The 20,563-nt window shown below is 54.8% G+C and carries 16 protein-coding genes; 12 read left to right on the top strand and 4 right to left on the bottom strand.

From position 1 onward, the window contains the following. The first annotated feature begins 290 nt into the window (after positions 1-290). The 8 genes from nagB to MUN86_RS30255 all read left to right on the top strand — a co-directional run bounded on the left by nagB (position 291) and on the right by MUN86_RS30255 (position 12,090). The gene (nagB, locus tag MUN86_RS30285; RefSeq protein WP_245127712.1) at positions 291-2,207 is read left to right on the top strand and encodes a glucosamine-6-phosphate deaminase; all 1,917 of its coding nucleotides are present in this window, start codon (positions 291-293) and stop codon (positions 2,205-2,207) included. A gap of 175 nt (positions 2,208-2,382) precedes the next feature. Next, positions 2,383-3,120: an MFS transporter gene (locus tag MUN86_RS32155; protein ID WP_311182719.1), complete on the top strand. Its 738-nt coding sequence runs from the start codon at positions 2,383-2,385 to the stop codon at positions 3,118-3,120. Continuing rightward, positions 3,084-3,635, top strand: coding sequence for an MFS transporter (locus tag MUN86_RS32150; protein WP_311182711.1), 552 nt, complete (start codon positions 3,084-3,086; stop codon positions 3,633-3,635). Before MUN86_RS32155 ends, MUN86_RS32150 begins: the two co-directional genes overlap by 37 nt. Positions 3,636-3,646: 11 nt before the next feature. Next, positions 3,647-4,576: a glycosyl hydrolase family 18 protein gene (locus MUN86_RS30275; RefSeq protein WP_245127711.1), complete on the top strand. Its 930-nt coding sequence runs from the start codon at positions 3,647-3,649 to the stop codon at positions 4,574-4,576. A gap of 789 nt (positions 4,577-5,365) precedes the next feature. Further along, positions 5,366-8,422: a SusC/RagA family TonB-linked outer membrane protein gene (locus tag MUN86_RS30270; protein ID WP_245127710.1), complete on the top strand. Its 3,057-nt coding sequence runs from the start codon at positions 5,366-5,368 to the stop codon at positions 8,420-8,422. A 45-nt stretch (positions 8,423-8,467) separates the two neighbouring features. Then, positions 8,468-10,045 (top strand): SusD/RagB family nutrient-binding outer membrane lipoprotein, encoded by a 1,578-nt coding sequence (locus MUN86_RS30265; protein WP_245127709.1) that lies wholly within the window; start codon positions 8,468-8,470, stop codon positions 10,043-10,045. 174 nt (positions 10,046-10,219) lie between these two features. After that, a complete protein-coding gene (locus MUN86_RS30260; protein WP_245127708.1) occupies positions 10,220-11,746 on the top strand; it encodes a beta-N-acetylhexosaminidase in 1,527 nt (508 codons plus the stop codon). Continuing rightward, entirely contained in the window at positions 11,668-12,090 is a 423-nt protein-coding gene (locus MUN86_RS30255) for a chitobiase/beta-hexosaminidase C-terminal domain-containing protein (RefSeq protein ID WP_375379542.1), read from the top strand. The genes MUN86_RS30260 and MUN86_RS30255 overlap by 79 nt, the downstream gene beginning before the upstream one ends. A gap of 97 nt (positions 12,091-12,187) precedes the next feature. Here the strand turns inward: MUN86_RS30255 and add are convergent, their stop codons facing one another. Beyond that, on the bottom strand, positions 12,188-13,246 hold the full coding sequence (gene add / locus MUN86_RS30250; RefSeq protein ID WP_245127706.1) for an adenosine deaminase: 1,059 nt from the start codon (positions 13,244-13,246) through the stop codon (positions 12,188-12,190). Positions 13,247-13,664: 418 nt separating this feature from the next. Between add and MUN86_RS30245 the strand changes: the two genes are divergently transcribed. Together MUN86_RS30245 and MUN86_RS30240 are read left to right on the top strand one after the other, a co-directional pair. After that, positions 13,665-14,876, top strand: coding sequence for a carboxylesterase/lipase family protein (locus tag MUN86_RS30245; protein ID WP_245127705.1), 1,212 nt, complete (start codon positions 13,665-13,667; stop codon positions 14,874-14,876). Continuing rightward, the gene (locus tag MUN86_RS30240) at positions 14,858-15,115 is read left to right on the top strand and encodes a carboxylesterase family protein (RefSeq protein ID WP_245127704.1); all 258 of its coding nucleotides are present in this window, start codon (positions 14,858-14,860) and stop codon (positions 15,113-15,115) included. Before MUN86_RS30245 ends, MUN86_RS30240 begins: the two co-directional genes overlap by 19 nt. Positions 15,116-15,140: 25 nt before the next feature. On the opposite strand, the gene MUN86_RS30235 is transcribed toward MUN86_RS30240, so the two are convergent. The 3 genes from MUN86_RS30235 to MUN86_RS30225 all read right to left on the bottom strand — a co-directional run bounded on the left by MUN86_RS30235 (position 15,141) and on the right by MUN86_RS30225 (position 17,523). Beyond that, a complete protein-coding gene (locus MUN86_RS30235; RefSeq protein WP_245127703.1) occupies positions 15,141-15,893 on the bottom strand; it encodes an SDR family NAD(P)-dependent oxidoreductase in 753 nt (250 codons plus the stop codon). A 105-nt stretch (positions 15,894-15,998) separates the two neighbouring features. After that, the gene (locus MUN86_RS30230) at positions 15,999-16,928 is read right to left on the bottom strand and encodes a helix-turn-helix domain-containing protein (RefSeq protein ID WP_245127702.1); all 930 of its coding nucleotides are present in this window, start codon (positions 16,926-16,928) and stop codon (positions 15,999-16,001) included. A 154-nt stretch (positions 16,929-17,082) separates the two neighbouring features. Continuing rightward, the gene (locus MUN86_RS30225; protein ID WP_245127701.1) at positions 17,083-17,523 is read right to left on the bottom strand and encodes a nuclear transport factor 2 family protein; all 441 of its coding nucleotides are present in this window, start codon (positions 17,521-17,523) and stop codon (positions 17,083-17,085) included. 430 nt (positions 17,524-17,953) lie between these two features. Here MUN86_RS30225 and MUN86_RS30220 point away from each other — a divergent pair, with 430 nt between their 5' ends. Then, entirely contained in the window at positions 17,954-18,652 is a 699-nt protein-coding gene (locus MUN86_RS30220; RefSeq protein ID WP_245127700.1) for a 2'-5' RNA ligase family protein, read from the top strand. Between the two features lie 174 nt (positions 18,653-18,826). Continuing rightward, entirely contained in the window at positions 18,827-20,548 is a 1,722-nt protein-coding gene (locus MUN86_RS30215; RefSeq protein ID WP_245127699.1) for an arylsulfatase, read from the top strand. Positions 20,549-20,563 lie beyond the last annotated feature (15 nt).

The raw sequence follows: 20,563 nt of genomic DNA, 5'->3' as shown, positions 1-20,563 counted from the left end.
GCGTGTGCGCCCACTCCCTCGAATTTAATTTGCGTGTGCGCACACATTTTTCCATTTATTTATTTGCTTTATAATAATGAGGTGATTACGTTTGAATCAACCCAATCTCTACGGCTTACCAAAGTCCAGTTACGCGACGACGTTTGAACTGTCGTCTTTACCCGTGTGACTTGTTTTCTCAGGTCAGCATGCTCTCCGTTGCCAGCGCTACCGCGGCCATCTATTTTTTCCCGCACGGGACCTTCCTGCTTCGTTCTTAAAACCCTGATTTTTAAACTCGAAAACCAGCTATGGAAGTTTTACATTATCCGGAGACCACCTTTGAGAAGCTGCCGGTAACTATTTTCGAAGACCCTGCGGAAGGCGCAGTCAGTGTGGCTTACGAAATTGCCGAGTTAATCCGCAGCAAACAGGAAAAAGGCGAACAAGCCGTACTGGGGCTAGCCACCGGTTCCTCACCTATTGGTGTATACAAAGAACTTATTCGCTTGCACCGGGAGGAAGGGTTGAGTTTTGCCAACGTAGTCACTTTCAACCTAGACGAGTACTATCCCATGCAGCCCGATGAGTTGCAGAGCTACGTGCATTTCATGCACGAACAGCTTTTCAACCACATCGACATCCTGCCCGAAAACATTCACATTCCGGACGGCACCTTGCCAGTGGAAAAGGTAAAAGAGTACTGCTTGGCTTACGAGCAACAGATCAAAGCTTGCGGCGGGTTGGATCTGCAATTGCTCGGTATTGGGCGAACCGGCCACATTGGTTTCAACGAACCAGGCTCCTCAATCAATTCGGCTACCCGGCTGGTAAAGCTCGACCCACTGACTATCACCGATGCCGCCAAAGACTTCATCAAGGAAGAGTATGTGCCGCTACGGGCGCTAACCATGGGGGTGGGCACCATCATGAAGGCCCGGCAAATTATCTTGCTAGCTTGGGGCGAGGGCAAAGCCAAAATCCTGCAGGAAACCGTGGAAGGCAAGATCTCCGATGAGGTGCCCGCTTCTTTTCTGCAACAGCACCCCCACGTGCAAGTAGTGGTAGATAAATGGGCAGCCCTAGAGCTTACTCGCATCAAAACTCCTTGGTTGGTGGGCATGTGCTTGTGGGACGACAATCTAATCCGGCGAGCCGTGATTTGGCTGAGCTTGAAGATGCATAAACCCATTCTCAAACTCACCGACGAGGATTACAAGGACGGCAGCTTAAGCGACTTGCTAGCCGAAGCGGGTAATGCTTATGCCTTGAACATCAAGGTATTTAATACCATTCAGCACACGATTACGGGTTGGCCGGGTGGCAAACCCAATTCCAACGATACGCAGCGTCCTGAGCGGGCAGCGCCGGCACTGAAACGGTCGTTGATTTTCAGCCCCCACCCCGACGACGACGTTATTTCAATGGGTGGTACGCTGCTGCGCTTGGTTGATCAGGGCCACGACGTCCATGTAGCTTATCAGACCTCGGGTAACTTAGCTGTCTTCGACGACGATGCGCGCCGCTACGCCGACTTTGCGTTAGGCTTTGCGGAAAAGCTGAACGTGGGAGTGGAAACTATGCAGCAGCAACACGCTGAGGTAGTGGAGTTTCTCAAGCACAAAAAGCTTGGTGAAGAAGACAGCGCGTTGGTGCAAGAAATTAAGGCGCTGATCCGGCGAGGCGAAGCTGCAGCAGCATGCCGCTTTTGCGGCGTAAAAGAACAGAACGTACACTTCATGAACATGCCCTTCTACGAAACAGGGCAGGTAAAGAAAAAACCCTTAGGCGAAGCCGACATTCAAGCCGTTGTTGATATCCTGCAAGAAATTCAGCCGCACCAAATTTTTGCGGCCGGCGACTTGCGTGACCCCCACGGTACCCACCGCGTGTGCCTGGATGCCATTTTTGCGGCCCTCGGCCGCCTTAAGGGCAAGGAAGCATGGCTTGATGACTGCTACCTGTGGCTGTACCGGGGCGCCTGGCAGGAATGGGACGTCGAGGAAATTGAGATGGCCGTGCCCATTAGCCCCGAAGAGTTGATGCGCAAGCGTAAAGCCATCTTCAAGCACCAGTCGCAGAAAGATAGCGCCGTATTCCCCGGCAACGACAAACGCGAGTTCTGGCAGCGCTCCGAAGACCGCAACCACGCCACCGCCAAGCTCTACGATCAGCTGGGGCTCACGGAATACGAAGCCATCGAGGCATTCGTGCGGCACCGATTCTAGCACATTCCACTGAAAGAAAGCAACTGAACTAGCGCGGCATAGCATGCTATGCTGCGCTAGACAGGTGAGGTATATCCGTTTTGCGCTTGATGTCGTGCCGCCAACAGGCAAACACAATGCTACCCATAACCGTCTGACTACGAATGAGCAACGCTAGAGAGTCCGTTATCCCCCGCTGGCTATTATTGGCGCGCTTTTTTTCATTTTTGGGTTTATCACCTGGCTGAACGGCACGCTGATACCCTTTCTGAAAATTGCCTGCGAACTAACCTATTCGCAGGCCCTGCTGGTTACGTTTGCCTTTTACATTGCCTACGTCTTTCTGGCGATTCCTTCCTCGCTGATCCTGCAAAAAACAGGGTTCAAGAATGGCATGGCCCTCGGCTTGGTAGTAATGGCAGGGGGCGCGCTCGTATTTGTGCCGGCGGCGCAGATTCGGTCGTTTCCTCTCTTTCTCTCGGGCTTGTTTGTGCAAGGAGCAGGACTAGCGTTGTTGCAAACGGCATCCAACCCGTACGCGAGCATTTTGGGGCCTATAGAAAGTGCGGCCCAACGCATTAGTATCCTAGGTATCTGTAATAAAGTAGCCGGAGCCCTTAGTCCAGTGCTAATAGGTGCAGTTGTATTGAAGGGAGCTACCGAGTTAGAAGGCCAACTGGCCAAAGCAATTTCGCCAGCTGCCAAAGCCGAACTGCTGCAAGAGTTAGCCGACCGGGTAGTTTTTCCTTACGTGGTGATGGCCGGGGCACTACTGGTACTCGCGCTGTTGATTAGGCTGTCGGGCTTGCCGGAGATTGCCACGCAGCCGGACGCAGCAGAAGTTAGTGCGCTAGAGCCGGCGGGTAGCATCTGGCACTTTCCACATCTACTGCTGGGGTGGGCGCTATTTTTTGCTGTGTTGGTGTCGAGGTGATTGCCGGTGACACCATCAGTCAGTATGGCCGCTCGCAGGGCATTAGCCTCGATATAGCTCGCAACTTCACTTCTCTCACGCTGATAGCCATGCTGGTTGGGTACTGCGTGGGCATTTGGGCCATTCCACGGTACGTGACTCAGCAGATGGCCCTTCGGATTTGCGCTCTGGTGGGCGTGGTGTTCACAGGGGGCGTGGTGTTCACTCACGGCTACACGTCGGTGCTGTTCGTGGCTTTGCTCGGGCTGGCTAATTCGCTGATGTGGCCCGCTATTTTCCCGCTGGGCATTAAAGGTCTAGGTAGCTTCACAGAACGAGGTTCGGCCCTGTTGATTATGGGTATTGGGGGTGGAGCAGTGCTGCCGTACATCTATGGCAAACTCAGCGAAAGTATTGGGTTGCAGCAGGCGTATTTGCTGCTAGTGCCGTGCTATCTGTATGTGCTGTTTTTCGCCTTGAAAGGACATGCCTACCAAACGCAGAAACCCGTGAAGCACGCCGTACCCACCGCTTAAGCCAGTACCTTATGAAAAGAATACTGTGGTTACTAGTGACTTGCCTACTGCTGCAAGCTAGGGTGGTGCAGGGCCAGTTTCGGGTGGTGGGCTACTTACCGTCTTGGCGCGGCGACATTAATCCGGCGCAGCTCGCTCAGCTCACGCACGTCAACTACGCTTTTGTGCATCCCACTGCTACCGGTGGTTTAGAGCCTATGCAGAATCCCGATAAACTCAGACAACTAGTAAAAGCCGCCCACGCTGCCAAAGTGCGGGTACTCGTCTCGGTGGGTGGCTGGCATGATGGCAACCACAGTGCCTTCGATTCTATCGGAGCCAACTCAGCTCTTACCAGCGTTTTCGTTACCAACTTGGTGCGTTTGGCGCAGGAATACCAGCTCGATGGTATTGATATGGACTGGGAGCACCCGGATGCACGCACAGCCAGCGGCTATGCCACTTTGATGCAGCAATTAGCCGCGCAGCTTCGTCCTCAAGGTAAGCTGCTCACAGCCGCAATAGCGGGCGGCACTTGGGCCGGGCCCGGCATAGCAAGCAGTGTGTTCGACTGCGTCGACTTCATGAACATTATGGCTTACGACGCTCCAGCGCCAACTCACTCAACCTATGCCGACGCAGTGCAAACCCTCGCTTATTGGAAGGGACGCGGTTTGCCGGTTAACAAAACGGTATTGGGTGTGCCTTTTTACGGTCAGCCTGGTGGTGTGGCGTTTACAGCCTTACTAGCTCAAGGTGCCGACCCGAAGATGGATTTGTTTTCCGGGGTCGGCTACAACGGCTTGCCCACGATCAAAAGCAAAACCAAACTGGCCTTGGATCAAGCCAGTGGAATTATGATCTGGGAGCTGTCGCAGGATGCAGTTGGTGCTACCTCTCTGCTTTCAGCTATCCATGAGGAAGTACGGCGCCGTGCTCCAACAAAGCCTGCTACTCACTAGCCATGGTAGGATTGATGCTTCTGGTTTAAGCTGTATACAGCATGAGCGAAACTAAGCCATTACTAAGGGCAAGGTTTCCTAGCCTAGTCTAATTTGAAAGGAAAACCGTCCAATCACAGGTATTTATGAAAAGTTATATCGCAAAAACCTGAATACTTTTTGCGTTAACATAGAAATCGATTTAAAAGCCTTAGAACGTGCTAATAAGTGCTTGGTGAAAGGCAGTTGCGTGTGCGGCAACTCATGTAAAATTTTCTTGCGTGTGCGCACACATTTTTTTCTTTAACTACTTGCTTTCCACAGACTAGACCAGTATGTTTGGAACAGGTGGTCAATTAAGTGTTTGAATAATCTTATTTGCCATCATAAAAGAGTTGGGGCCCTCAGCTTAAAACAATCGTACGCCGCTTGGCTACGATCAAGCAGATTCTGAGGATAATAAGTATCGCATCATTGTCACTCTAACAACGACAGCTACTCTGTTTGCAACGCTCCATTTAGCTCCTCAAGCTAAGAGGTATAGTTACCGCACTTGGTGCGGGCTTTATTGATAAAAAGTGCCAGCCTGTTTCCTGCTCAGGCTGCTAGAATAGGTCATTGCATTGCTTGGCGCTAGGCTTTCGGGTCTGGTCTTAGATATTCTATTTCCCTTCGCTTTGAGGCGAAGACACTCTCTGTGTATCCGGTTTCAGCCTGCCTTTTGTCGAAACCGGCTGAATTTCTTCGGAAATCTTGCTTTTGAAGTTGTCCCGCCGCGTTTTCTAATCACAAAATAGTCGTCTGAAATCTATGAACAGATCTACTTGGCTTACTTTACTGCCAGTATTAGGCTTGCACAGCTTAGCACAGGCGCAAACCAAAACGGTATCCGGCAAGGTAACCGACTCGAAAGGGGGCGCACTGCCGGGGGTTACTGTTATTGTGCAGGGTACTCAGCAGGGCCTTAGCACGAATGCGGATGGAGGCTATTCCATTTCCGTGCCCGACAATGCCACGCTCGTTTTCTCGTCTATTGGGTACGATTCCAAAACGGTTGCTGTAGGTTCGCAAGCCGTTATCGACGTTTCGCTGGTTGAAAGTGCCCAGACGCTCAATGAAGTAGTGGTAACAGCCCTGAACGTGGCGCGTGACCGCAGAACGCTGGGCTACTCGGTAACTGAAATCAAAGGCACCTCACTCACGGAAGCCCGCGAAACCAACGTAGCTAACTCGCTGGTAGGTAAAGTGGCGGGCTTGAACGTAAACTCCACTTCGGGCGGACCGGGTTCGTCGAGCAACGTGATTATTCGGGGTGCCTCCAGCCTCAACCAAACCAACCAGCCGTTGTACGTCATCAACGGGGTGCCAGTAGAAAGCCAGCCTAGCGGCGGCGCTGGCGCGACCATCGGCAACAGCGGCGGCCAGTACGACAACGCTCCCGATTTCGGCGACCCTATTTCCAACATCAACCCCGACGACATCGAGTCGATTTCGGTGCTGAAGGGAGCCGCAGCGTCGGCGCTATATGGCTACCGGGCCAAGGCGGGCGTAATTCTGATTACCACCAAAAGCGCCAAAGGCAACGACGGCCTGGAGTTCAACAGCAACTATGTGGTGCAGCGGGTGTTCAACCTTACCGATTGGCAGTACGAATACGGCCAAGGGTCCAACAACCTGAAGCCCACCTCGGCAACCGCCGCCGCTACATCGGGCAACTCCAGCTGGGGCGGCCGTCTCGATGGCTCCAACGTGGTGCAATTTGATGGGACAGAGCGGCCCTACGTGGCGCAGAAAGACAACATCCGCAACTTCTACCGCGACGGGGGCAGCTTTACTAATACGCTCGCCTTCAACAAAAGCTTCACTGGGGGCTCGGTCCGGTTGTCGGCTAGCGACTTGTCCAACAAAGCCGTAGTGCCGAACTCGCGCCTCGACCGGCAGACGTTCAACTTTGTAGGCACGTTTGACCCGTTCAAGCACTTAACCATTGACGCGCGCGCCAACTACATTTTGGAGCAAGCCAAAAACCGGCCGATTCTGTCGGACGGAGCAGGCAACGCCAACTTTAACGTAGCGTTCCTACCAACCAGCTTGGACGTGCGCACTTTGCAGCCGGGCACTAAACCAGATGGCAACGAACTGACCTTCAATACGGGCAACGTATATAATACCAACCCCTACTTTGCGGCCAACAAGTTCGTCAACAACACCAACCGTGAGCGGCTGCTCTCGTCGGTGTCAGCACGCTATACGCTTGACAACGGCTTGTTTTTTCAGGGCCGGGTTGGGCGCGACGCGTATTCGGACCGTATCACCAACGTAACTCCTTCCGGCACGGCCTACCGTCCGCTGGGTAGCCTCACCGAAATAACATCGCGGTTTACTGACCTCAACGCCGACGGGCTGGTCGGCAAGACCTTCACGGTTGGGGAAGATTTCTCGTTCACCCCTAACCTAGGGGCCAGCTACCGCCGCACTAAGCAGGAAGGCTTCCAGAATTTCGGTACCGATTTCGCCATTTTCGGCATCAACACCCTTGGCAACACCAAAACCCGGTCGGTGCTCCCCATTTTCAGCGATCAGGAAATCCAGTCGGTGTACGGCTCGGTGGACTTCTCGTATCGGGAGTTTCTGTTCCTGACGGCCACTCTCCGGCGCGACTGGTTTTCGACGCTGGCCACGCCCGGCGTTGACAACGACCTGAGCACCACGTATCCAGGGGTAAGCGGCTCGTTTGTGTTTACCGAGCTTTGGAAGCCTCAGTTCCTGACGTTCGGTAAGCTCCGGGCCGGCTATTCGAAAGTGGGGCAGGCTACCAATCCCTACCAGACGCAGCTGAGTTATGCCCTGTCGTCGTCGACGCTGCTGGGCATACCGTTCGGCAACCCCGACAATGCTAATATTCCGAACCGCGGCCTACTAGCTTCAGAGGCCTCAGAAATTGAGTTCGGTACCGAACTCGGTTTTGCCGAGAGCCGCGTGCGCCTGGACTTGACTTTCTATAAAAAGAAGTCAACCAACGAGATTGTAAACGCGCCTTCCTCTATAACATCTGGCTATTCGGGTGCGGTATTGAATGCGGGCGAATTAGAAAACAAGGGCGTAGAAATGCTGCTGACCGTGGTGCCCGTGAAAACCACCGACTTCACCTGGACTTCGTCGTTTAATACTGCCTACAACAAGAGCACTGTTATTTCACTGGCCGCTGGCCAAACACAGTCGGTGTACGCTACCTCGCGTTCGGGCGTAGGTTTCGTGGGGCAACTGGTAGACAAGCCCTTCGGCCAAGTGCTGGCATACGACTACAAGTACAACACCGATGGTAGCATTGCGCTGACGCCCAATGGCACACCGGCGCGGGGCAATTTGACGGCGTTCGGCACCGCCTTTCACCCCTGGACCGGCGGCTGGAGCAACGATTTCACCTACAAACGCTTCAACCTGGGCGTGCTGATCGACGGGAAATTTGGCGCTAAGATCTTCTCGGCTACCGACTACTACGCCACGATCTTCGGATTGCGCAAGGAAACGCTGGAGAACCGGGAGGGCACTTTCGGGCCTGACAACGTGGACGCCGCCACCTATTACGGCACCTTGGCCAACAACGTCTCCAAGCAGTTTGTGCAGGACGCTAGCTTTATCAAGCTGCGGCAGTTAACGCTGGGCTATTCATTCCCGAGTGCGCTGTTCAACAACAAAGTGCAGCGACTGACGCTGAGTTTGGTAGCTCGGAACCTGTTTTTCATCCGGCGCCTAACCGACAACATCGACCCCGAGGGCAGCTACAACGCCTTCTCGCAAGGTTTGGAGCTAGGTGGCGTGCCACCATCCCGGACGCTGGGCCTCAACTTGAGCGCCAAGTTCTAGGGCTCGTGCTTGTCCAACCGGTTCACTTCAACGACTTACCTCTTTATGAAAAGCATATTTCCAAAACATGCCGTGCTAGCCAGTGCCGCCCTGTTGCTGGCCAGTAGCTGTACCGACAATTTCGAAGACGTCAACACCAATCCAGCGACTTATACCCAAAGCTCGTTTGATGCCAATTACTTGCTCACGCAGTCGCAGCTTACGTACACGGGCAGTACTGACTTTGCTTACGAAACCTGGCGCGCCAATCTGATTCACTGCTCGATGTTTGTGCAGGGCATGGCCACGGTGATCAGCTATTGGGCCGGCGACAAATACTTGCTCAACGAGGGCTATACGGCCGCTTACTGGGAGAAAAGCTACAGCGAGCAAGTGAAGTCGGTAACTGACTTGGTGGAGCAAACCCGCAACAAGCCGCAGTACAAAAACCTGCACCAGATGGCGCGCATCATGCGGGCTTTGATCATGGAGCGCATCACTGACCTCTACGGCGACGTGCCGTATGTGGAGGCGGGTCAAGGCTACTACACCGGCGTCATCACCCCGAAGTACGACAAGCAGGAAGACATCTACACCGACTTGTTGAAGGAAGTGAGCGAAGCCACCGCGGCCCTCGATCCGGCAGCTGACATTTCGGCCAACGATGTGTTTTTCAAAGGCAACATCGAGCAGTGGCAGCGGTTCGGCAATTCGTTGATTTTGCGCATGGCCATGCGCCTAACCAAGGTAAATGAGGCCACTGCTAAGCAGTACGCCACCCAGGTGCAGGGTAAAACCATGCAAAGCAACGCCGACAACGCCATTGTGCTGCACGACGCGGTTGGCGGACGCACCACCCAGAACCGCAACAGCCAAGTACTGCTCGGCGACGGTGGTCAGGAACACTACTACGTGAAATGGTCGAAGACTTTCATTGACTACCTGAAAACCAACAACGACCCGCGCCTAACTCGAATCGCAGTTACGCGGCTCTACACCAGCGATGCCACCAAAACTCCGAGCCAGACGCCTATAGCCACTTTCGCGGCGCAAAAGGGTTTGCCTAATGGCCGGGACTTAAGTGGCCGGCCCGCATACGATGTGTCGACAGCGCCTGATTACACCTCAATTCCCGACTATTCGTCGCCGAGCCCGGGCATGATCAAGCGCAATGGTCCGACGTTCGTGCTGACGTATGCCGAGTCGGAACTGCTGCTAGCAGAGGCTGCACAGCGCTGGGGCCTGGGTAGCGCCGTGGCGCACTACAATGCGGGCGTAACGGCTGCTATAACCTGCCTCAGCCAATACGATGCAGCATTGACCATCCCCGCGGCGGAGGCTACCACTTACCTGGCTGCGCATCCTTACAACGCTGGCAATGGCTTGCAAATGATTAACACGCAGTATTGGGCCCACACCAACACCTTGCTAGATTTCTACGAGTCGTGGTCGAACTGGCGCCGCACTGGCATCCCGGTACTCACGCCAGTATCGTATCCCAACAACGCAACCAGTGGGCAGATTCCGCGCCGCTTCCCTTACCCAACTGCGGAAATCACCTCCAACCCCAACAACTACCGCGCCGCCAGCGGCGCCGTAACGGGTGGTGATAACCTAACGGGCCGGGTATGGTGGGACAAGTAAGTTAACCTTTTCTGAATTGATTGTAAAAGAAGCTTCACTGCGAGGTAGTGTAAGCTTCTTTTACTTTACAGTCCAAGGAGAGGAAGTACAGTGTCGCCCTGCGCGGGTAATACGGTTACTACCCTTCTCCTATTCTCACTCCGCCGCTCACTTCATTTTCAAGTTTAGCTCTGCATGCTCTTTAACCTTACATTGAAAGCCCGGGTATGCGGGCTGCTAGCCACAGGTCTATTAACTAGCCAGATAGCGCTGGCCCAAGGATCAGAAATATCCGCGCAAAGCCTCGGGCTGGTACCCCTGCCACGGGAGGTCAAAGCCTACGCCGCCACCTACGTACTGCCCCAAAAAATAAACGTGTACGCCGTTAGCCCGGCTGAGCGCAACGTGGCCACCCTGCTGCAAGGCATGCTAACACCGCTTGGCAAAACGGTCACGCTCACCACCAACCGCCAAACGGCCCAAATCGTCCTCGCTACTGCCGCCACAACCAGTCCTGAAGCCTACCAGCTTGTGGTCGATAAGGGGGGCGTCAAGATTACAGCGGCGGGTGGACCAGGGCTGTTTTATGGCACCCAGACGTTGTTGCAACTACTGCCACCCCGCGCCGCGGCTACCGCCAAGGTGCCTTACGTGCGCATCACCGACCAACCCGCTTTTCAATGGCGTGGGGGCATGCTCGACGTGTGCCGCCATTTCTTTCCGGTGTCGTTTGTCAAGAAGTACATCGACTTTTTGGCCGCTTACAAGATGAATACGTTTCATTGGCACCTGACCGACGACCAGGGATGGCGCATCGAAATCAAGAAGTACCCGAAGCTCACGGAAATCAGCGCCTTCCGTTCGGAAACCTTGCTTGGCGCGCAGCAACAGATGAAAACGCCAGCCGACTTCAAGTACGACGGCACGCCTTACGGGGGCTTCTACACCCAAGAGCAAATCAAGGACGTGATAGCCTATGCCCAGAAGCGCTACGTCACTATTGTGCCGGAAATAGAAATGCCGGGCCACTCGGTAGCTATTCTGGCGGCGTATCCCGAATTGGCTTGCAAGCCGGGGCCCTATCAAACCTGGACTAAGTGGGGCGTTAATGAGGATATTGTGTGTCCCACCGAGCCGACCTTTCAGTTCTTTGAGAATGTGCTGACCGAAGTAAGTGCCTTGTTTCCGGGCAAGTACATTCACATTGGTGGTGATGAGGCCCCAAAAGCCCGTTGGAAAGAAAGCGCGGCGGTGCAAGAAATTATGAAGCGCGAAGGCTTCACCGATGTGGAAAAGGTGCAAGGCTGGTTTAACCGTCGCATCGAGAAATTCTTGGAAGGCAAGGGCAAAAAGCTGATTGGCTGGGATGAAATCCTGGAAGGCGGCATCGCGCCAAGCGCCACGGTGATGAGTTGGCGCGGTGAGAAAGGCGGCATCGAGGCCGCCCAGCACGGCCACGACGTGGTGATGACGCCTACCACCAACCTCTACCTTGATTACGGTCAGAACCCGCAGCCGCACAGCCCCTACGAGCCGCTCATGATTGGCGGTTACTTGCCTTTGGCGAAAGTGTATTCCTACAACCCGCTACCCAAAGAACTCACGCCCGAGCAGCAAAAGCATATTATGGGTGTAGGGCCAACATGTGGACCGAGTACATCACGACCCCAGAAAAAGCGGAGTACATGCTGTTCCCGCGCTTTATGGCCGCCGCCGAAGTAGCCTGGACGCCCGCCGCCCTGAAAAGCTACGATGCTTTCTTGCCCCGTATGGGTCAGCAATTTGCCCGCCTCGATGCCAAGAAAATCAACTACCGCGTGCCCGAACCCTTAGGTCTAGACAGCGCCAGTGTAGTTAAGCAAGGCAACAAAACCGTGTTGACGCTTCGTACCCTAGTGCCAGGCTCGCAGATTCGCTATACTTTGGATGGGAAGATGCCCGACGAAACCACCGAACTCTACACCAAGCCGTTTACGGTGCCCCAAAGCCGGCAGATTACTGTGCGGGCGGTAACCGTAGCGCCCAATGGCCGCAAAAGTCCACCAACGGAGCTGCTAATCAAGTAGTCCTTTATAGGCTATCAAGTTCCACTGAACCATTTCTCGACCTCCTGCCCGGTACCCGTGGCAGGAGGTTTCTTTATGTACTGCCTTATCGAATGGACTATTCTTCAATGCTTTGGGAAAACTGCTGCCACTGCCGCCGCAAAAGAGCTTTTTCTTCGGCGGGTAGAAAGCTGGCTTCCAAGGTATTTAGGTTTAGCTGCCACAGCTCCGGCCACGTAAATCCTTGCTGGGCCAAAGTGTAGTATTCATTAACTAAGTCGGTGGAAAACATGGGTGGGTCGTCGGAATTGAGCGTAACGAGCACCCTGGCTTCAAGTAACTGCCGGATCGGGTGGGGCTGGTCGGTGGGGACTACCTTAAGGCAATAGTTGCTAGTAGGCGACACGTCGAGCGGCGTTTGGGTGTGGTGCAATTCGGCTAGCAGGGTCGGGTCGTCGAGGGCACTAATGCCGTGGCCGATGCGCTCGGCATGCAGACTGCGCAAAGCGCCCCACACGCTAGCTGGACCAGTTGTTTCGCCGGCGTGGGCTACGATGCGCAAACCAGCGGTCCGGGCGCGAGCAAAAAGGTCAGTGAAAAGCTCCGGCGGGTAGCCTACTTCGGGCCCGCCAATGCTCAGGCCCAGAAACAACCCGTTACGTGCCCGTCCGGCCAATGCAAACTGCAAAGCTGCTTCCGCCGAATCATCGGCTCCGCGGCTGCGGTCCAAATCAACCAGAAAGCGCACCCGGCTACCGGTAGCTGCTTCCCCAGCCTGCGCGCCCTGCTCCAGCGCATCTAGCAATTGGGTGGGTGTCAGGTCTCGGTCGAAGTGCAGCTGCGGGCTGAAAAAAGCCTCGGAATAGCGGATATTTTGCGCGGCTTGTTGGTGGACAAACCGTTCTACTAGCCACGCGTAATCCTCGGCCGTACGCAAGCTGCGCGTTGCCAAGTACCACACCTGCACGAAGTGCGCGAAATCCTGGAATTCATAAAACGCCTCCCAATCGGCGAGGGTCTGGGCAGGCAACGGCAGATTATTGCGGCGGGCCATTTCCCATACAGTAGCCGCATCGGCCGCCCCTTCTAAATGCACATGGATTTCAACTTTGGGCATGGCGCGCAGTCGCGCGGCCAAGGTAGGTTCGAGAGGGTGAGACGTGAAAATAGGCTTCATGCGCGCAGCGATACATTATGCTCCTTACCCCGCTAAGGTAGAAACTGCTAGGTAGAGCTTTGGCTAGGGCGGCCCGGCTAGAAAAGACGTGAAGTAGCAGCTTGACTGCGCCGCAGGCAATTAAGCGTCAGCGCTTCGATTGTGGCATATTGGCTTAGCAAGTAAGGTTTAGGGACAGCAAACTAGCCGTATCATTGATTACGTGTCACTAGCGCAAGCACAATAACCCTATTGCTGGCGGCTTGTGCGTGGCAGTTTGTTGCCATATTAGCCGCGTATTTCATCGTCCGACGGTTCGTTGCCTTTCTGTATGCTAGCTCCCGCCACTTTTTTTAAGTCTCACTTTACTGCACAGCACCTGCTTAAGGGTCTAAAACTATCTCTGTTAGCTGGCTGCTGGCTGCTGTCGAGTGAGGCCGTGCCTTCTGTGCCGGAAGCTGGCCCCATCTGCCAGACGCAGGCTGGGCGCTTGCAAGGCACCCGCGATGCTACAGGCTTGATATCATTCAAAGGAATAGCCTACGCCGCGTCGCCGGTAGGAAAAGGGCGCTTTCTACCACCCCAGCCGCTTGCACCTTGGACCGGGGTGCGGTTGGCTACAGCATTTGGGGCGAGAGCAGCGCAAAACCGCGATACTAGCCTGCTCGGTCAAGAAAACTGCCTGACCCTGAACGTATGGACGCCTTCGGTAAAGGCTGCCCGTCGTAAGCCCGTCGTGGTGTGGGTGCACGGTGGCAGCTTTACCGGTGGGTCCGGCGACGATTTTCCGGGTCCCAACTTTGCGCGTCAGGACAGCATCGTTGCCGTTAGCATCAACTACCGGCTTGGCAGCTTAGGTTTCTTACAGCTACGGCACCTGCTTGGTCCAACATACCGCCAATCGGGCAACGCGGGCCTGCTAGACGCGGTGGCGGCTCTGCGCTGGGTGCATACGAATATTGCCGCCTTCGGTGGCGACCCCACCCGGGTTACTGTCATGGGCGAATCGGCGGGCGCCAAACTGGTGAGTGCTTTGTTGGTGACCCCTGCTGCTAGTGGTCTATTCAAGCAAGTGATACTGGAAAGCGGCGGAGTGCAATCAGTGCGCGACACCACTACTGCTGCTATCGTTACGGCCCGGCTGCTTGCCGCTCTGCACCTGCGACCCGATCAGGCCAACCAACTGCTCACTTTGCCTACTGCCATCCTGATGCGGGCACAGCAAAAGATAACAGCTGGCCCCAGCGGCTTGCAGCTCTTTGGGCCTGTGCACGATGGCATCACTATTCCCGAGATGCCCTTCACATATTTAGCGCACCCAAGTCGAGATGCCCCGCGCGCGCTGATAGGCACCAATCGAGACGAAGCGGCTTTGTTTATGGGCTTTTGGCCCGAGCTGCGTGAGCCCAACCCCGAGGTGCTCACGGCCTTATTTGGAGCCAACGGCGACCACGTATGGCAGGCCTATCAACAGGCTCGCCAAACCCAGCCTGCCGACCAGGCTTGGCTGCGCACCACAACCGACTACCTCTACCGGCTGGCCTCCTACCGGCTGGCGGACGCGCTGGCGCAAGCCCGCCAGCCGGTGTGGCTCTACCGTTTCGATTACCAGTCTCCGGGGGCACCGGCCCAGTGCATGCCCAAGAAATAGGCTACGTTTGGAACACGTTAGGGCCTGCTGCTACCAAGTCCGAAACTGCGCGCGCCTTGTCCCGGCAAATGCACCAGCGCTGGGTGCGCTTCATAGCCACGGGCACGCCCGGAGCCGACTGGCCGATGTACGCACCAGCGTGGCGCCAAGCTCTGGTTTTCGACTCGGTAAGCCAAGTGAAGCAATTAGCTCCTCTTTACGAGGACCCAACGTTCCCAGGCCAAGCATTCAAGCTGTAAAAGGTGAAGGTTGAAGCGTTGTAGGTTACAAGCTCATGCCACCCGTTAGTTCTAGGCGCTGCCCATTTAGCCAGCCTGCTTCCTGAGTGCACAGAAAGGCGACGACACCCCCAATATCTTCGGGAAGGGCTACCCGGCCTAGGGCCGTAATTCCGGCCACATAGGCCCGTATTTCTGGTGTGTCTTCCATGGCGCCCCCACCAAATACTGCCCCCGGCGCTACAACGTTGGCTGCTATACCCCGGCTACCGAGTTCCAAGGCCAAATACCGCGTAAAGACGTCAATGGCTCCTTTCATAATGGCGTAGGCCGAAGCGCCCGCAAACGAGTGTCGCGTCACCGCCGACGACATGTTGATGATGCGCCCCCCATCCTGCAGCAAGGGCAGGGCCTTTTGGGTGAGAAAGTATACGCCCTTGAGGTGAATGTTGAGCATATCGTCGAACTGCGCTTCCGTGGTTTCGGCGAAAGGTGCATTCAGGCTAGTGCCCGCATTGTTGATTAAAAAGTTGAAACGGTCTGTACCAAAAGTGGCTTGCAGGGCCGCCCTGACCTCGGTAAAAAAGGTGTCGAAGCTTTGCGTATTCCTTGTGTCGAGTTGCAGGGCTACCGCGTGCTGCCCAAGGGCTTCAATTTCAGCTACCGTGGCTGTTGCTTCGGTGTGGTTGCTATGGTAAGTGAGTAGTACGCCAATGCCTTTTGCAGCTAAACTCAGCGCAATGTTTTTGCCGATGCCACGGCTGCCGCCGGTAACGAGGGCAATTTTCGAAGTTGTCATGTTGACTTGCTTTGCAGGGTAATAAGTACATGACAAAGGTCTGGAAAGCAAGCGGCGGGGTGTTTGTGAAGGTCAATCCATTGTTTGTAAAATTCACATCATTGCCTAAACTCGAAAAGTCCCCGGGGCCAACGAGGTTTGGCGCTTAAAGAAGTTGGAAAAGTGCGCCACATCAGCAAACCCGAGGCTGTCAGCAATTTGCGAGATAGTCCAGTCGGTATGCCGTAGCAGGATCTTGGCTTCCTGCACCAAGCGGCCCCCGATGAGGTCGGTGGTGGTAAGACCGGTGGTTTCCTTGAGCACCTTGTTGAGGTGATTGACGTGCACGGCCAGTTGGTCGGCGTAGTCTTTGGCCGTGCGCAGGCGTAGTTGTTGCTGCGGGGTTTCCAGCGGAAACTGCCGCTCTAATAGCTCCACAAATAGGGAGGTTACCCGCGCGGCGGCATTGTGAGCCGGGTGTAGGGCCGTGACGGGCTGTAGCTTCTGGCCGAAATGGATCAGTTCCAGCGTGTAAGTGCGCAGCAAATCGTACTTGTAAGCGTAGTCGGATGCCATTTCTTCCTGCATCTGCTGGAAAATCATCTGCACTCTGGCTGCTTGCGTTTCGGACAGGCGCACGGCAGGATAAGTGCTTTTGGTGAAGATAGGTAACTCCTCCAAAGTCACTCCGCTCTTAGATGGGGTCAGAAAATCAGCGGTAAACACGCAAAATTCTCCTTTCAGACTAGGACCTAGTGGTAGCCATTGAAAAGGCACTTTAGGCGTGGAGAACAGCAATGTGTTCTGCTCTAGGTCCAAGACTTGGTTGGCGTACTCAACCCGACTGCGTCCTTGCAGCAAGCTGATTTTGTAGAACGTCCGGCAGTCATACGGAGTAGGCGGCTTCTCGCTGCTACTCGGCATAAGGTCAGCGAGGCTGAATACATTGAAGTGCCCTATCTCACCTTGGATTCCACTTGGCAATAGAGCACTGAGCTCGGTTGCCGTACCGGTGGTCAGATGCTGGCATAGTTGTTCGAGCGAGGTGGCTTTCATGGGAGCTACTTTCCTTTGTGAAATTCAAAGGTAATGCTCGTTGCTCGTGGCCCCAAAAGCAACGCTTTCCGTGCTCAAAGCCAGCTCCTAACAACCAGCTATAGCAGTACGCTCACTGTAGCAGACTTCACAGCTCACATTTGCAACTGCTGTCTTATTGTTGCTCCCGAGCAATTGGATTGACCTCCAAGGCTCTAGCCAAAGCCAGCGTGTCTTCGAACAAGCGATAGTGCGTGATTTTATCTGCTTCAAATACCAACTGCAAGCATAAGTGAGAAGAAAACAGCCGATTGGTCCGGGTCATGATGGTGGAGAAGCTGCCTGTTACGACAGCAACGGGGCCGTCCACCACTAGGTAATCCAACTGTGCAGTAACCGGCTCGGTTTGCTCGAAAAGCTGAGCATAGAAATCCGCAATTTCGTCTCGGGTGTGCCGTGGCCCCAGCCACGGAGCTAGTTCTCGGACGCCAGGAATGTTCCAATCAACTGTATCAGCGAAGCAGGCGAGCAGGGCGGGTACATCCCGGGCAGAGAGGGCGTGCAAATACTGTTTTACCAGCTGACGCGTGTCGAGAGCTTGTGAAGAGGTAGGCATAAGCGAGAGTAAAAAACGGGTATATGATGCAGAATGCTAGCTTTTCTGCCCTAATTAGCAGACAAACACTAGCCGTTGCAAAGGTGCCTAGCGAGGATGCAGCGCGCGTTACCTTCAGCCGCCGATTCATTGTCTTTGGCCGCCACTCTCCGCAGTGCAATTGGGTGGCGCACATTAGAAGAGCAAGCCGATACGCCGTGCAACCAGCTACCCCTAGCTTGTTGCTGCTTCGGCGTTTTTCGCTCGAAAACAAGCACGTTGTAAACTACCTTGGTGGCATCGGCCACGGTTTACGCACGCAGAGCTGTGGAAGCGTCTATTGCTTGGCAGCCTGCGCAACCCAGCTGGCGAAGCGCAATACCAAACAAGAATCTAATCATCCGCTGGTAAGCAGCAAGTAACGTCCTTTCTTCTTCAAGCCGAGTCCAGCATGAACCTGCAAGACTATTACGACACCATGCGCCTAGATGCGTTCCGACACCTAGCACGCGGAGAGACGCAACTCGACTCCCAACTTCATACGCTACAGGATGATCGGCGGGGCCTCACGCTACGGGCCAAACTGCCCGCACCCATTGCGACAAGGGTTGAGCAGATGCTAGCCAATTTTCGCGAAATCGAGCCCGAACAATACTACTATCCTGCTTCAGATCTTCATCTAACAATCTCCTCTGTTATCTCCTGCTACCCCGGCTTTACTTTAGAAACCGTTGAGCCTGCTGTCTACCAGCAAGCCGTGCGTGCCAGTCTACAAGCTAGCGAACCGTTTACGGTAACCTACACCGGGATAACAGCTTCTGCTAGGGCTGTTATTCTGCAAGGCACGCCGGCCGATGAAGGATTAGTGCAGCTACGGGAGCAGGTCAGAAGCTTCTTTCAGCAGATTGGACTGTCCCAGTCTATGGATGAGCGTTATCAGTTGCAAACAGCACACTCCACAGTAATTCGATTTCGCTCCCCACTACGGGACCCCGCACGCCTAATAGAAAAGGTAGCAGCCTATCAACACTATTTATTTGGGTCATTCAGAGTCGAGGCGCTCGAACTGGTGTATAATGATTGGTACCACCGAGCCCCCAATACCCTCGTGCTGGAAACGTATCCTTTGGGCAGTAGTGAGCGGCGCTGAGTGGAACCCTGACCCTGTTATGTGTACCTAAAGCAGGGGTAAGTGCCTGTAAAACTTGATTGACAGCGACGCGCCTGCTTATTTAACTTACATACACCTTTCCTATTCCCCGCTCACTGACCATCTTGACGACGATGGGCATTCTAGCAGCCGGCTTCATTTCATTCCTCTCCTATGCGATTAAGAACCACTCGACAATTGGCTTATGGGGTAGTGGCGGCTTTGGTGAGCCTGGTAGGGCTGGCCGGTGTTAGTGCGCTGACGTTTTCGCCGTCGGCCGGAGTAAAGCGCCCCAACATTCTGGTGATAATGGCCGATGACTTGGGCTACTCGGATTTGGGCTGCTACGGCGGCGAAATCAGTACGCCAAACCTAGACAAGTTAGCTAGTGAGGGACTGCGCTTCACTGCCTGCTACAATGCGGGACGGTGCTGCCCTACGCGCGCTTCCATGCTCACGGGATTGTACCCACACCAAGCGGGCATCGGCAAAATGACGTTCAATGAAGGTGCTCCAGGCTACGTGGGCACCCTCAACGAGCATACCGTAACCATTGCAGAGGCTTTGCGCGCAACCGGCTACCAAACCGGAATGGTAGGCAAATGGCACATCTCTGAAACGGTGCCACGCAAAGACGCTGCCGAGCAATTGAAATGGCTAAGCCACCAAGCCGAATACGGCGATTTTGCCGCTCGCAACACGTATCCAACTGGGCGTGGTTTCGAGAAGTATTACGGTACCATTTGGGGCGTGGTTGATTACTTCGATCCGTTCAGTTTGGTATCTGGATCCACGCCAGTGCAGAAGGTGCCCAAAGACTTCTACTACACCAATGCCATCGGCGACTCCGCCACTGCGTTTGTGAAGCAGTTCACTAAAAAGGACAATCCCTTCTTTCTGTATGTAGCGTACACTGCGCCGCACTGGCCGGTGCAGGCCTTGCCCGAAGACATCAAGAAGTACGAAAACGTCTACAAGGAAGGGTGGCAGGTGCTGCGGCAGAAGCGCTACAAGCGGCTAGTCGACTTAAAGCTGTTCGACCCGGCTACCACGCCGCTGCCGGAGTTCATGTTTCCCAAGCAAGATTGGGCTTTGAACCCAACCCGCGAGTGGGACGCGCGGGCCATGGCCGTGCACGCGGCCATGGTCGACCGTATGGATCAGAGCATCGGGCAGTTGATTGCCGAACTCAAGCGCACCAAGCAGTACGACAACACCGTCATCCTGTTTCTGTCCGATAACGGAGCCAGCTCGGAAGATCCAACCGAGTTTGGGCCGGGCTTCGACCGGGCCGGCAGCACCCGCGACAACCGCGCGGTGGTATTTCCGAAGCAGAAACAGGTGTTGCCCGGCGGCGAGCTGGTGCATGCAGGAATTGGTGAAATCTGGGCTCACGCTCTCAACACGCCATTTCGTTATTACAAAGCTAAGCAGCACGAAGGCGGCATTGCCACGCCGCTGTTAGTGCATTGGCCTGGGGGCGTGCAGCAACCCGGCCGCTTGGTGCGCGAACCGGTACACGTAATTGACATGATGCGTACCTGTCTGGATTTAGCCAAGGCCCCCTACCCCACCACCTTCCAGGGCCGCCAGATTACGCCTAGTCCCGGCAAAAGCTTTGTCCCCTTACTGACTTCTGCCAAGGCCCTAACCCAACGACTGCATCCGGAACTGTTCTGGGAGCATTTTGGAGCGGCCGCGCTGCGGCAGCAAGACTGGAAAATTGTGCGCCTGAGCGAAAACAGCCCTTGGGAACTGTACGATTTGAAAGTTAACCGCTCGGAAACCACCAATCTAGCCGCACAGTATCCCGAACGGGTAACTACCATGAGCCAGCGCTGGCATAAGCTGGCTGAACAGTACCAAGTGTTTCCTGGGCCAACCAAGCCGCAGTAACTTTAAGACCTTGCT

The organism is Hymenobacter volaticus, assembly GCF_022921055.1.
Taxonomy (GTDB): domain Bacteria; phylum Bacteroidota; class Bacteroidia; order Cytophagales; family Hymenobacteraceae; genus Hymenobacter; species Hymenobacter volaticus.
Note: the sequence above shows the minus strand (reverse complement) of the source record. Positions and strands in the feature narration are given on the sequence as shown.

Bases quoted from the DNA above. Each gene is read 5' to 3' on its own strand.
- nagB (WP_245127712.1), top strand. From the start codon at position 291: ATGGAAGTTTTACATTATCCGGAGACCACCTTTGAGAAGCTGCCGGTA.
- MUN86_RS30275 (WP_245127711.1), top strand. From the start codon at position 3,647: ATGAAAAGAATACTGTGGTTACTAGTGACTTGCCTACTGCTGCAAGCT.
- MUN86_RS30270 (WP_245127710.1), top strand. From the start codon at position 5,366: ATGAACAGATCTACTTGGCTTACTTTACTGCCAGTATTAGGCTTGCAC.
- MUN86_RS30265 (WP_245127709.1), top strand. From the start codon at position 8,468: ATGAAAAGCATATTTCCAAAACATGCCGTGCTAGCCAGTGCCGCCCTG.
- MUN86_RS30260 (WP_245127708.1), top strand. From the start codon at position 10,220: ATGCTCTTTAACCTTACATTGAAAGCCCGGGTATGCGGGCTGCTAGCC.
- MUN86_RS30255 (WP_375379542.1), top strand. From the start codon at position 11,668: ATGTGGACCGAGTACATCACGACCCCAGAAAAAGCGGAGTACATGCTG.
- add (WP_245127706.1), bottom strand. From the start codon at position 13,246: ATGAAGCCTATTTTCACGTCTCACCCTCTCGAACCTACCTTGGCCGCG.
- MUN86_RS30235 (WP_245127703.1), bottom strand. From the start codon at position 15,893: ATGACAACTTCGAAAATTGCCCTCGTTACCGGCGGCAGCCGTGGCATC.
- MUN86_RS30230 (WP_245127702.1), bottom strand. From the start codon at position 16,928: ATGAAAGCCACCTCGCTCGAACAACTATGCCAGCATCTGACCACCGGT.
- MUN86_RS30225 (WP_245127701.1), bottom strand. From the start codon at position 17,523: ATGCCTACCTCTTCACAAGCTCTCGACACGCGTCAGCTGGTAAAACAG.
- MUN86_RS30220 (WP_245127700.1), top strand. From the start codon at position 17,954: ATGAACCTGCAAGACTATTACGACACCATGCGCCTAGATGCGTTCCGA.
- MUN86_RS30215 (WP_245127699.1), top strand. From the start codon at position 18,827: ATGCGATTAAGAACCACTCGACAATTGGCTTATGGGGTAGTGGCGGCT.